This is a genomic window from Nostoc sp. ChiQUE01b (assembly GCF_034531255.1).
GTDB lineage: Bacteria > Cyanobacteriota > Cyanobacteriia > Cyanobacteriales > Nostocaceae > Nostoc.
The window spans coordinates 44985-57412 of record NZ_JAVRBM010000045.1 but is presented as its reverse complement, the minus strand read 5'-3'; the positions used below and the strand labels follow the sequence as shown (position 1 = coordinate 57412).

General features: G+C 43.0%; 10 protein-coding genes. 3 read left to right on the top strand and 7 right to left on the bottom strand.

What is annotated here, in order from left to right:
* Window positions 1-92: 92 nt before the first annotated feature.
* Both RMY63_RS25640 and RMY63_RS25635 read right to left on the bottom strand, forming a co-directional pair.
* Window positions 93-1133, bottom strand: a complete 1041-nt coding sequence (locus RMY63_RS25640) for a chemotaxis protein CheB (protein ID WP_322731403.1) — start codon at window positions 1131-1133, stop codon at window positions 93-95.
* A gap of 156 nt (window positions 1134-1289) precedes the next feature.
* The gene (locus tag RMY63_RS25635; RefSeq protein WP_322731402.1) at window positions 1290-1580 is read right to left on the bottom strand and encodes a hypothetical protein; all 291 of its coding nucleotides are present in this window, start codon (window positions 1578-1580) and stop codon (window positions 1290-1292) included.
* A 336-nt stretch (window positions 1581-1916) separates the two neighbouring features.
* On the opposite strand from RMY63_RS25635, the gene RMY63_RS25630 reads away from it, so the two are divergent.
* Window positions 1917-5726 (top strand): CheR family methyltransferase, encoded by a 3810-nt coding sequence (locus RMY63_RS25630; protein WP_322731401.1) that lies wholly within the window; start codon window positions 1917-1919, stop codon window positions 5724-5726.
* A gap of 255 nt (window positions 5727-5981) precedes the next feature.
* Here RMY63_RS25630 and RMY63_RS25625 read toward each other — a convergent pair whose 3' ends face one another.
* The 5 genes from RMY63_RS25625 to RMY63_RS25605 all read right to left on the bottom strand — a co-directional run bounded on the left by RMY63_RS25625 (window position 5982) and on the right by RMY63_RS25605 (window position 11745).
* Entirely contained in the window at window positions 5982-9290 is a 3309-nt protein-coding gene (locus RMY63_RS25625; protein WP_322731400.1) for a GAF domain-containing protein, read from the bottom strand.
* 255 nt (window positions 9291-9545) lie between these two features.
* Window positions 9546-10733: a TRC40/GET3/ArsA family transport-energizing ATPase gene (locus tag RMY63_RS25620; RefSeq protein ID WP_322731399.1), complete on the bottom strand. Its 1188-nt coding sequence runs from the start codon at window positions 10731-10733 to the stop codon at window positions 9546-9548.
* Between the two features lie 104 nt (window positions 10734-10837).
* Window positions 10838-11119 (bottom strand): hypothetical protein, encoded by a 282-nt coding sequence (locus tag RMY63_RS25615; protein WP_104904624.1) that lies wholly within the window; start codon window positions 11117-11119, stop codon window positions 10838-10840.
* Between the two features lie 135 nt (window positions 11120-11254).
* The gene (locus RMY63_RS25610; protein ID WP_322731398.1) at window positions 11255-11410 is read right to left on the bottom strand and encodes a hypothetical protein; all 156 of its coding nucleotides are present in this window, start codon (window positions 11408-11410) and stop codon (window positions 11255-11257) included.
* Between the two features lie 164 nt (window positions 11411-11574).
* Window positions 11575-11745 carry a hypothetical protein gene (locus RMY63_RS25605; protein WP_322731397.1) on the bottom strand — a complete coding sequence of 57 codons (171 nt, stop codon included), beginning with the start codon at window positions 11743-11745 and terminating at the stop codon, window positions 11575-11577.
* A gap of 126 nt (window positions 11746-11871) precedes the next feature.
* Between RMY63_RS25605 and RMY63_RS25600 the strand changes: the two genes are divergently transcribed.
* Both RMY63_RS25600 and RMY63_RS25595 read left to right on the top strand, forming a co-directional pair.
* The gene (locus RMY63_RS25600; RefSeq protein WP_322731396.1) at window positions 11872-12066 is read left to right on the top strand and encodes a hypothetical protein; all 195 of its coding nucleotides are present in this window, start codon (window positions 11872-11874) and stop codon (window positions 12064-12066) included.
* Between the two features lie 164 nt (window positions 12067-12230).
* A complete protein-coding gene (locus RMY63_RS25595; protein ID WP_292809150.1) occupies window positions 12231-12419 on the top strand; it encodes a hypothetical protein in 189 nt (62 codons plus the stop codon).
* The last annotated feature ends 9 nt before the right edge of the window (window positions 12420-12428 follow it).

The following is a 12428-nucleotide window of genomic DNA, read 5'->3' as shown; positions in this document are numbered from 1 at the left end:
CCTGTTCACTGGTTGTTCGTGTATCGTCAGCACTAACACTAATGACGACTGATATCAAAGGAGGTGCTATCACAACACAAGCAAGTCTCTCCTTACTCTTGCTGTTCTTGAGTTGACTCTACAATATCTCTGTTCGTAGCAAAGCCGTTGAGGATTAATCCGCGAATAATTGACACCTCTTTGTCTAAATTACGCGCATAATCTTTATATTTTTTGCTTGCTTTCTGCAAATTATAACTTTTCATTTGTTCAGCCATTTGACGCGAAAATGTTACCTTTTCCTCTAAAGCTCGAACAGCCGACCACAAGGCATTTTCAATATTCTCAGTTTGTTGACTCAACAAGACATCGGCAGTAAAAGAATGCCCGGTATGGCAGCGAAATCGCAGCGGCTTCGAGTCCTTAATTTGCCAAATATTACCATGACATTGAGGACAAGTATAAGTCGTGCGAGTCCCAATCTCTTCTACATTCTCTAAAAACTCTTTACTGTTCATTTGCTGTAGAGCAATGTTTGACTCGATCTCCATTTCTTTTGGTATTGGATAAGCTTTTTCTTCTGCTGCTGGTTCCTTAGTTAAATGGACTAGCAGGTTTGGAATTTCTGCTAGTGTTAGGCAGTAATCGACTTTGACAAACTGTAATGCACTCTTTACCATACTGGGGTATTGTGCCTCCTGTGGGTCTTGCACTATGGCAACTCCGCCCCGCTTTTTAACCGCTTGTAAACCTACTGTGCCATCATCCAGGTAGCCAGTGAGAATTACACCCACAACCCTGGGGCCATAAGTAATCGCGGCTGAACGAAATAACGCATCAATTGCGGGTCGAAATCGGTTCTCGTGAGGCCCATGCACCACCCGTAGATGTTCTTGGCTGACTAACAAATGATGATCTGGCGGAGCAATGTAAATGTGTCCTTTTTGAATTTTCTCACCATCCTTTGGATGGGATGTGGAAAGAGAGCTTACGCTTTCAAGAATCTGGGGCAGAAGACTCGGCTTGTTTGCTGCCAGGTGTTGAACGATCAACAAAACAGCATCGATGTCAGCAGGCAAAGCACTAATGATGGTACTTAGCGCTTTGAGTCCACCTGCTGAAGTTCCAATAACGATGATGTCGTGTCCAGGCATAGATTTCTTCGCTCGGTTCTAGTTACACAAAAAGAATTTGCCGCCGACAAATTTTCTTCGTTCTTGGATTGCATTGACCTGTTAGTTATTCAATTAAGCTGATAAACCTTAACGTACTGCCATAGCTAAAAATACGCAACTAGCAGGGGAGTGAGTTTAACTAAACTCAACAACACCCAACCGAACTAAGTACAGCATTTCATTAATTCGTAGCAAATTAAATTTGGCAATACTCTGCAATGCCAATGCATCGACTGACAATGCCAATGCATCGACTGACAATGCCAATGCATCGACTAACAATGCCAATGCATCGACTAACAATGCCAATGCATCGACTGACAATGACAATGCATCGACTGACAATGCCAACGCGTCTCCTTGCATTAAAAACGTTACGATGTTACGTAAAGCTGTACTAAATAGAGGCAATTTTGCATCTGTCATCCGTCTTGAGTCTGATGTAAATCATGCTGATTCTCAAAGGAGTGGCATTTTGAAGCTATTCGAGAGGTAGATGTGCTTTTGCACCCCTACACTATTTAATGAACTATACAATTTATTGTGATGAACTATACAATTTATCGAATTATCGAAGAAGACATGTGTCTTCTTTGATGAATGCTTCTATGCCTCTGGCACTTCGATAACTGCAAGCCTTGCTGCTCATAATGAGTCAGTTTGAGATTAAGGCTAGCCAACAGAGCGCTTCCCGTCTTAACGCAGTATTTTCCTAAAGACAGATCAGCCCAGCTCAACAACACCGCATCCCTTCCTGGTTCTATGACTTCTAGCTCACCTGCTCCAGACAATTCATCTATATTGAATACTTCTATTGCATCTGACCCAAGTCAACCCGATGCCCTTTTTCCTGTCGTCGGCATCGCTGCTTCAGCGGGTGGGCTAGAAGCATTTACAGAGCTCATCAGCCACCTACCTACAGATACGGGTATGGCATTTGTGCTGATTCAGCATTTATCCCCGAACTACGAAAGCCTGCTGTCCGAAATTCTAGGTAGAGTGACCGAAATGGCTGTGTGTCAAGTGCAAGACCAGATGACGATCGAGCCAAACAAAATTTACGCCATTCCGCCTAACACTCAGATGACGCTAAGGAATGGAATGCTGCATTTGGCTCCCCGCCAGAAAACTTTAGGAAAATATATGCCGGGAGATACGTTTTTCCACTCATTGGCAGCGGAGCAGGGCAACAAAGCGATCGCTATCGTTCTATCGGGTACTGATGGAGACGGGGCGCAAGGACTGAAAGCTATCAAGGTAGCAGGAGGCATCACCTTTGCTCAGTGCCAAAGCACGGCTAGATTTGACCATATGCCAAATACTGCCGTTGCCACCGGAAACGTTGATTTTGTGCTGCCGCCTGAAGCGATTGCTGAAAAACTGGCAGAGCTTAGTCGTAGTCCCTTTTTGTTTTACTCAGAGCCGTTAATAACGATCGAACAACCGCCTCAACCAGGTGATGCTTTGACCACCATTTTTGCGCTCCTGCGGACAACCACTGGCGTTGACTTTACCCTCTACAAACCGACAACACTGGATCGACGAATACAGCGACGGATGCTGTTGTACAAGTTAGAAAAGCTGGAAGACTACGCTCAGTACCTGCAAGCGCATCCTAATGAAGTGCAAGCGCTATATGAAGACATCCTGATCCACGTCACCAGTTTCTTCCGTGACCCAGAAGCCTTTGAATACTTGAAAACCCAGGTTTTTCCTAGCATTAGTCAAAACAAATCAGCAGACAATCCGATTCGGATTTGGGTGGCGGGATGTTCAACGGGTGAAGAAGTTTATTCGATTGCTATTTGCCTATTAGAGTTTTTCAGCGATCGCGCCAGCGCCCTTCCAATTCAGATATTTGCCACAGACATCAGCGAAGCTGCGATCAACAAAGCTCGCTCAGGTTTTTATTTAGACAATCAGTTGCAAGGAATTTCACCCCAGCGCCGCAACCGCTTTTTTGTGCCATTGGCAAGCGGTGCCTATCAAGTTAGCAGCACTGTCCGCGAACTGTGCGTCTTTGCTCGGCATAATTTGGGGAGCGACCCGCCATTCTCGAATCTCGACTTGATTAGCTGTCGCAACGTGCTGATTTACTTATCAGATTCGTTGCAGGAATACATTATGTCGCTGTTTCACTACAGTCTCAACTTGACTGGCTTTCTGATGTTGGGTAGTTCAGAAAGCGTCAAAAACTCTTCAGACCTGTTTAAGCCTATCCACGAGACCTTCAAAATCTATGTGAGAAAATTGAGCCTGACCCGTCCTTTGTTTTCGTTCACGACCAGTTCTTACCCCACCATGAGCGTTGAGCGGCAGCGAAGAACTGAAACCATCGCTGCTAATTTTGATTTAGCGCGAGAAGTCGAGCAAATAATCTCAAATCGCTACGCGCCTGTATCTGTCGTAGTCGATGACCAAATGCAGATTTTGCAACTGCGAGGAGACGCCGATCCCTACCTGAAGTTGCCTGCTGACACAACCAACTTAAATGTGGTGCTGATGGCAAGAGAAGGATTGATCAGCGCGCTGCAAACGGCAATTTATCAAGCCCAAACCCAAAACCTTTCAGTTCGACAAGAGCAAATTCGCATTGAAGCGGGTGAGCGCTCGACCCTCCTGAATCTGGAAGTGATTCCATTCAAACCCGCAACCGCTACGCGGAACCCTATCTATTTCCTGCTGATTTTTGAAGCGGCTTTACCTGTGGTTCAACTAAGCTTTGCTACTGCTCAAAGCCCAGAACCAGAAAACGAAAGCTTAGAGCGGGAAATTATTCAGCTACGGCAGGCGCTAGCAGCCGCGACGCAACGCGAATTCTCAATTCAAGCGCATCTGCAAGCGGTGATTCTAGAACAAAATTATCTCAACCAAAGCCTGCGAGTGGCGAACGAAGAAATTCTATCGAGCAACGAGGAGTTGCAAAGCACAAATGAAGAACTCCAAACGGCTAAAGAAGAGATTCAAGCCACCAACGAAGAACTTTCCACGACCAACGACGAACTTCGCAACCGCAACTTGCGCCAAAACAGAGACAATAGCGATCTGAATAATTTTATTGATAGCATCAGTCTTCCGATTCTCATGCTGACCAATGATTTAATTATTCACCGCTTTACGCCCGCAGCCCAGCGACTCTTCAATTTCATCGCTGCCGATGTCGGGCGACCTTTTAGCGACCTCCGCACCAATTTTGACGTTCCCAACTTAGAATCGATGATATCAGAGGTGCTGGAGACACTTAATACCATTGAACAGGAGATTCAAACCCAAGCAGGCTATTGGTATACCCTCCGCATTCGCCCCTATCGCACAACAGAAAACCAGATTGATGGGGTGACAATGGTTTTCCTGGATATTGACGCGCTTAAACGCCATACCGTCACGTTAGAGTTAGCTCGTCAGCAGGCAGAAACCGCTAACCGAGCCAAAGATGAATTCCTCTCGAACCTCTCGCATGAACTCCGCAATCCCCTAAACATCATGCTGGGCTGGACACAAATGCTACGCACCCGCGGACTCGATCAAGCCACGAGAACTCGTGCTTTAGAAATCATTGAGCGGAGTATAAGAGCGCAATCTCAGTTAATTGATGATATTTTAGATACCTCTCGGATTGTCAGCGGTAAGCTCAATCTCAGCACCCGCCCGATCAATCTGCTTTTAGTGGTGCAAGCTGCGATCGAGACAGTGCAATTATCAGCCGAAGCAAAAAATATTCAAATCGTTTCAAACTTGAGTTCTGAGATCATCGTCGGCGATGCCGAACGCTTGCAGCAAGTCCTGTATAATCTTTTATCGAATGCGATCAAATTTACGCCTGAAGGTGGACGAGTCGGAGTTAGGCTCATGTCTGACAGAACTCACGCTCAAATTCAAGTCAGTGATACAGGACAAGGAATTTCGGCAGACTTGTTGCCGTATATTTTTGAGCGATTTCGTCAAGGAGATTCTAGCACCACGAAAGCGAAGCCAGGGCTGGGACTGGGGCTATCGATCGTGCAGTATCTGGTTGAACTGCATGGTGGCACAGTTCAGGCAGAGAGTCCGGGTTCAGGACAAGGAGCAACATTCACCGTCAGGCTGCCAAAAAGGGATCTAGAAGGGGAGTTTACACTGTCGAGCGATTTAGAGCCGACTGCGTTAGAAATCGCCCCAGATCGTTCCAGCGATCCTGTCCCCTCATTGTCGGGTTTGCAGATTTTAGCGGTTGACGATCAAGTTGATGCCCGTGACATAGTTAAACTTGTGCTGGAAGACTACGGGGCTGAAGTGCTGACCGTGGCATCTGCAAGAGTTGCTCTAGCGGTTCTAAGTAAAAACCCCAATCGGTATGATGTGCTAATTTGCGATCTGGGAATGCCAGAGTTAGATGGCTACTGGTTGATTCGGCAAGTGCGATCTTTGAGTGCAGAAGCCGGAGGGCAAATTCCAGCCATTGTGCTGACTGCCTATGTAAGTGAGTCAGAACAACAACTGAGCATTGAGGCTGGGTTTCAAATGCATGTTGCTAAACCTGTCGAGCCAAATCAATTAGCGTTGTTCGTTGCAGAGCTAGCAGGACGAGCTTAGAAAATTGGTAGTAAAGTTTGTTGTGTACGCTTGCTCCCTTCCGATTAATTACGCTTAGAGCGCCTACTGTAAGGTAAATTCAACAAAACTATAAAATGGCGATCGCACTGTGCCAGTTGCGTAAGTACTGTTACTTACTGTAAAATAAAATGTTATTTAACCCTGATTTAGATCCCCAACTTTTTCAAAAAATTGGAGATCGGTAATACGCTTCAGTTAAAGTAAAAGTCTTTGCCAATGACCAATGACCAATGACTAATGACTAATTTGTGTAATCGGAATTTCAATCCAAAATTCTGTACCCAAACCAGGCTGAGAATCACATCTAAACACACCACCATGTTTATCTACGACAATCTGGTAACTAATTGACAACCCCAAGCCAGTGCCTTTTCCCACTGGCTTAGTTGTGAAAAAGGGATCGCATATTCTTGCTCTGAGAGCTTCGGGTATTCCTGGCCCATTGTCTGCAATGCGAATGACTACACTCTTGATATTGCCTTCAAGTTCTCCAAAAGCAGTACGGATAGTAATTTGATTGCTATGAGGTTTTGATTGAGATTCTGTGTAATCTTCTAAAGCATCGATCGCATTGCTCAAAACATTCATAAATACCTGATTTAGCGGCCCAGCATAGCACTCTACTAAAGGAAGGTTAGTATATTCTTTGACTAATTTAATTGCCGGACTTTCTGGTTTTGCTTTCAAGCGATGCTGCAAAATTAGCAAGGTGCTATCAATGCCCTCATGAATATCAACTGGTTTTTTTTCTGCTTCGTCAAGGCGAGAGAAATTCCGTAAACCCAAGACAATCTGCCGGATGCGATCGACCCCAATTTTCATGGAAGATAGAGTTTTGGGCAAATCTTCTATGATAAATTCTAAGTCGATCTCGAAGGCGCGATCGCTAATCTCAGAACTAGGGTTGGGAGTATTTTGTAAATAGAGGTCTAGGATACTAAGTAAATCTTGGGTGTAATCATTGACATGATTGATGTTGCCATAAATGAAGTTCACGGGGTTATTAATTTCGTGAGCAACACCAGCTACCAGTTGACCTAATGAGGACATTTTCTCAGTTTGGATCAGTTGGGTTTGAGTTTGCTTTAAATCATGCAAAGCTTGAGCTAGCTTTTGGGTCTGCTCTTTGGTTTGATTATGTAATTGCGCTTGTTGGAGTGCAACCCCAAGTTGATTGGCAATTTGAGTAATAAATTTAATTTCCGAGGGTTCCCAATGCCGAGGTGCAGAATTCTGATAAGCTGCTAATAAGCCCCATAGCTGTTGCCCGATAAATATAGGTGCGATCGTATAAGCTCTTGCTTGAATTTGCTCTAGAACTGCCACGTGGCATTGAGAGTGCCCAACTTCATAGATATCATCAACTGCAAAAGTTTCATTGTGACGATATCGCCCACCCTGGGTTTCCTGCAAATAGCTATCTTGCCAAACTGTCTTGGTATCTAAACCTACTAACTTTAACCAGTTATCACCCACAAACTCGGCGATATATTCACCACTCCAATCAGCCTGGAAGCGGTAGACTGCAACTCGATCCGTTTGTAGTGATTTACAAATTTCTTGAGTGGTTGTCTGAAAAATCGCATCTAAGTCAAGAGATTCTCTAACTTTCGCCACAACTTCAAACAATACCCGTTGTTGTTCTGCTGCTTGTTGCAAATCTAATGTTTGTTGTCGTGTCTGAGAGAGTAAATCAGCTTGCTGGAGTGCTACACCCATTTGAGCTGCAATCTGACTGAGAAAATTCACTTCAGAGGCTTTCCATTGCCGAGGGCCAGTGTGTTGATAAGTTGCTAGTAAACCCCAAAGTTTTTGCCCAACAAAAATCGGCGCCAGCACAAAAGCATGAATTTGAAACTGCTCTAGATTGTCGATATGACATTGAGCAAACCCCATCTTGTAGATATCATCAACTGCGAATGTTTCATTGTTGCGGTAACGTCCTCCCTGTGTGTCTTGTAAGTAGGTGTCATTCCAAATTGTATTAATACCTAGTTCGGACTGATTCGACCAGTATGGACTAGCAGCCTCGAAATCTCCGACAAATTCACCACCCCAATTAGAATCGAAACGATAAACAGAAACGCGATCGGCTTTGATTAATTGACAAACTTCTTTAGTTGTGGTTTGAAAAATCGTATTTGTGTCCAAAGATTCTCGAATCTCGGCAATAACTTTAAACACAGCCTGTTCTTGTTCAGCTGTCCGTTGTAACTCAATTGTGCGTCTTTTAACTTGTTTTTCTAAATTTTCATTGAAGACTTGTACTTGTTGGTATAATTCATACTGCTGAATTGCAGAAGCAAAGTGTTTACTCAGGTTTCTAGCCAGTTCAATCTCTTCAATCGTCCATTTTTGAGCTTGTGCTTTTTTAGATTCGCGCCAAACCTCAAACGATAAACGGGGGTAAAGCTGCCTTTGATCGCTGTCATGCTGCCCCGCCCATAAAGTTTCTGTATCTACTTCATTGCGGAAAATACTTAAATAGCCCAGTAATTGCTGGCGATACTGGAGCGGGATCATCAATATGCTGCGAATTTTAGTTGGTTGAAAAGTAACTTGCAAACTTCGCAAGCCAGGAGTGTTATATATATCTGAAATCGCCCAAACATCGTAGTTACTAAATTTATAGTGTTCCTGCCAGACACTATACTGCTCTATCAGTGGATATATAGTTTGTTCTGCCATCACAGGTTGCTGTCCACAGATATAAAGCTTGATACAAGTATTTCCTGGTATTAAGCATTCTATTAAGCTGGTGACGTTGCCATTGTGGAAATCAAGAGCTTCATTTCTAATGCAAAGTCTGCCACCAACTCCATTAAAGGCAGCAACAGCCTCTTCTAGGGCTGGCTGTAATACAATTGTTGGCAGTGAATGTAGCAGAGTAGCAATGCGATTAACGATCGCTTCCTGTTCGGCTGTTTTGCGGACTTGAGCAAGAAGGGTACTTTGAGCGATCGCCATTGACAGCTGCTCGACTACCATTTGTATTGCTTCTAGCTCATATTTGGAAATCAAACGCGCTTCCGAATTATGAGAGACTAACAGCCCCCAAAGTTGATCTTGATAGAGAATAGGCGCTACTACAGAAGATTTTACCCCCATTGCCGTCAAATATTCAATATGACAGGAGTCTACAGGGCGGTAACGGATCTCCTCTGAGATAGTTTCTCCATTATCCAAATCACGCAGGTGAATTTGACCAATCTCTTTAGTATTAACATTCACAACAGAACGCACCCGTGATTTGATAAATAGTTCACGGGCAGAGGATGGGATGTCATCGTAGGGAAAATTTAGCCCAAGTAGCGATGGCAAACAATTGTTATTAATTGATTCAGCAATCACTTGACCACTACCATCGGGATGAAATTTGTAAATCATCACTCGATCGGTTTTTAATAGCGATCGCACCTCTGCCGTTGTCACTGTGATAATTTCTTCTAACTCTAAGCTTCGTCGGATACGGTTTGTAATGCGGCGTAGTAAACTTTCTTCATCACGACATAAAGGCAAATCTTGTTCAGGATTGGAGGCCATTGTTATAGCAAAATAAATTAATAATTTGAAAACTGACATAATTAAATCTAAAGACATTGTGAAATTTATTTCATCATTTTGTCTTCAGTAAAACTACGGTCAAATCATTAATAAAAATATTTTTTTGCCTTTTATCAAAATTCACCAAAAAATCATAAAAACAGACGCTAAAAAGATTGCGTCTGTACTAGCTACAAGAGAAAATTCTTGCTTTTTAGTTTTAACTTTTTGTTAACAGAGTAACGTTCAACAAAATTAAACTCTTGTATTATCAGCAAAGCGGATTTTTAGATAGTCATCTTCCATCTTTGCTCCGGCTGGTTGTAGTGCTGCTAAGGCTTGTGGCAAAACTAAGTTACGACGATGGTTGCCAATAGTAATGTTTAATTCATCTCCAGTTTTACTGAGTTGAACTTGGTCTTTAGGAATACCAGGTAAGTAAAGTTGTAAGCTGTATTGATTTTCTTCTTGCACTACTCTCAGAGTTGTTTCTTTGTAATAAACCTGAGTCGGATCTTCATCTTTATAAAGAGTTTCTTTCAAGCGTTCTAATGAAGCCAATCCACACATTTCCTCAGAAAATAAGGGAACTTCTTTCACAGGCAGAGGGTGAAAATCATCATGAATTTCCCGGCGATATTGCTCCTGACTTTGCTTCCAACGTTGGAAAAATGGATCTTGGACTTCGCGGGGAATAATCCGATTAGCCACTACTAAATCTGTTGCAACATTATACAAACTCAGATAAGCATGGGCGCGGAGTGACTCTTTAATCACCATTTTTTCGGGATTAGTTACCAGACGCACTGAGGTTTGAGTATTATCTGTTAATACTTTTTCCAGAGCTTCAATTTGTTCATAAAACTCATAAGGCGCATCCATTACCTCTTTATCTGGTAGCGAAAAACCAGCAATTGGTTTAAAAAAAGGTTCAACCAAAGGTCTAAGTGCTACCGAGATATTTTGAAAGGGTTTGTAAAAACGGCGCATATACCAACCGCCGACTTCTGGTAAACTCAGCAAACGCAGTGCTGTGCCAGTGGGGGCTGAGTCGATAATCAAGACATCAAACTCGCCTTCGTCGTAGTGGCGTTTCATCCTTACCAAGCCAAAAATCTCATCCATGCCTGGTAAAATTGCCAATTCTTCCGCCTGTACGCCCTCTAAACCCCTTGCCTGTAAAACTTGGGTAATATAACGTTTCACAGCACCCCAGTTTCCTTCCAGTTCTTGCAGCGCATCTAGTTCTGCACCCCACAGATTTGGGCGAATTTTTCGGGGTGCATGTCCCAGTTCCATGTCAAAACTGTCTGCGAGGGAGTGGGCGGGATCTGTACTTAAAACCAATGTCTGATAGCCGAGTTCTGCACAACGAAGTCCAGTTGCAGCAGCGACGGAAGTTTTGCCCACACCGCCTTTACCAGTCATCAAAATTACACGCATAGATGCTTCTATCCTGCCTGAGAATTTTTTACATTTATTTACATTATCGACTGTTTAAGGAAAATAAATGTTGTTTCAACACGTATAGGCATTATTATGAGTATTTACCCTAACTCATCTGTTGGGTTTTGCTGCAATAGCCGATCGAGCTTAGTTTCCAGTGCTGAAAGTTTTTTGAGAATTGTGGGGCGATCGCCATCAAGAGAAATTAGTAAATTGGTTATTCTCTCTTGTATATTCGTTAATTGTGCTACTGCATTCTGGATTTGAAGCATTCCTTCTCGGAGTTCTTGGCGTTCTTGACGTGCTTCCGCCATTTCATCTAACATAGCTTGGACTGTTTTAGCATTACTCTCAAGTAGATGTTTGAGTTCTTTATCAGTCATTGCGATCGCGCTTTCGAGTTGAGTTTATTATTCACTCTAAAGTATTGGGGGATTTTGTTTCAATCCCCCGTAGAGCAACACAACTGTGCTAACCTGCACTATGGTTTCATTACCTGAAATTGCGATCGAGGCTGTTTACTGGCTCAACATGGCAAAAGCTTGCTCAACAAGCATCTTAGCCTTGTGCAAGTTCAAAAGCTTTTCCTGTTCAAATCTATCTGGGTAAGTCATTTTCCTACCTTCGAGCGTTAGCCGAATCAGTGCTATTTGCTCATCTGTAGGTGAACTCATCTCATCTATCGCTGCGCCAATATACTGAAAAGTCGTGAAAGTGGGAGGCTTTAATCCTCTTCCCTCTTGCATCTGATGCAATACGGTTCAGATAAGCTTTTTTTTCTCCCCCTGCTTCCCCTGCATCCCGTGCTCCCCCTGCCTGCCTCAACGGATAAATTTCCTTAACTGAACCGTATTGGCATCTGATGTAGTGCTAATTGCGGGAATGCCATCAGAGAAGTGATGTAAGAAACTTTGTATCCTGGATTTCCTGTCGGCTTGATACCGTAGCGTCGGCATAAGTCGCGTAACTCTCGAATGGTTTTGATTTCAAGTTCGGAACGCGTGAACATAAAATAGAAGTGTCTCGTTTCTAATGGGATATTTAGTGGGTATCTAGTTTCTCAGGCGAAATACCCACTAATAAATCATTAGTCAATATGTATATCAATTAATCCAGATATATTAAGTAACATAAAGTGTCTAAAGATAATCGTGGAAATCCAGAAATTAAAAATCATGGTTTTAAAACTGACAGAGATAAACCATTGACTGAATATATAAACTTGCGAGTCACCAAGGAAATGAAAGAAGAGGTAAAAGCTAAAGACGATCCTCCAGAATTTTGTCGTCGTGCTATCCAAAAAGCATTAGATGAAGAGAAAGAGAGGTAGTACTTCAATACTGCTCGGTTAAGCCTAAAAGATCACTTTGGTGTAGGTTGGTTGAGGAACGAAACCCAACATCTTCAGGGCTTTTCCAGGGTGAACACCTACCTTAAATACAATCTATTGTTATGCGCGCATATCGTTCAAGATATATTTACGTTTCTATATAAATGCCTAATCCCAAAGGAACACCAGAAAATTTAAACCCTATTGAATCAAACAGAGAAGAAAAGTTAATAGCAAATCTCAGCTTTCGTGTTACTGAATCTATGAAAGAAGAGGTAAAAGCTAAAGATGACCCGCCAGAATTTTGTCGTCGTGCTATCCAAAAAGCACTAGATGAAGAGAAAGAGAAGTAGTGCTTATTT

What these genes read in the sequence shown, in the direction of transcription:
- RMY63_RS25640 (WP_322731403.1), bottom strand. Translation starts at nt 1,133, where the DNA reads ATGCCTGGACACGACATCATCGTTATTGGAACTTCAGCAGGTGGACTC.
- RMY63_RS25635 (WP_322731402.1), bottom strand. Translation starts at nt 1,580, where the DNA reads ATGACAGATGCAAAATTGCCTCTATTTAGTACAGCTTTACGTAACATC.
- RMY63_RS25630 (WP_322731401.1), top strand. Translation starts at nt 1,917, where the DNA reads ATGACTTCTAGCTCACCTGCTCCAGACAATTCATCTATATTGAATACT.
- RMY63_RS25625 (WP_322731400.1), bottom strand. Translation starts at nt 9,290, where the DNA reads ATGGCCTCCAATCCTGAACAAGATTTGCCTTTATGTCGTGATGAAGAA.
- RMY63_RS25620 (WP_322731399.1), bottom strand. Translation starts at nt 10,733, where the DNA reads ATGCGTGTAATTTTGATGACTGGTAAAGGCGGTGTGGGCAAAACTTCC.
- RMY63_RS25615 (WP_104904624.1), bottom strand. Translation starts at nt 11,119, where the DNA reads ATGACTGATAAAGAACTCAAACATCTACTTGAGAGTAATGCTAAAACA.
- RMY63_RS25610 (WP_322731398.1), bottom strand. Translation starts at nt 11,410, where the DNA reads ATGAGTTCACCTACAGATGAGCAAATAGCACTGATTCGGCTAACGCTC.
- RMY63_RS25605 (WP_322731397.1), bottom strand. Translation starts at nt 11,745, where the DNA reads ATGTTCACGCGTTCCGAACTTGAAATCAAAACCATTCGAGAGTTACGC.
- RMY63_RS25595 (WP_292809150.1), top strand. Translation starts at nt 12,231, where the DNA reads ATGCCTAATCCCAAAGGAACACCAGAAAATTTAAACCCTATTGAATCA.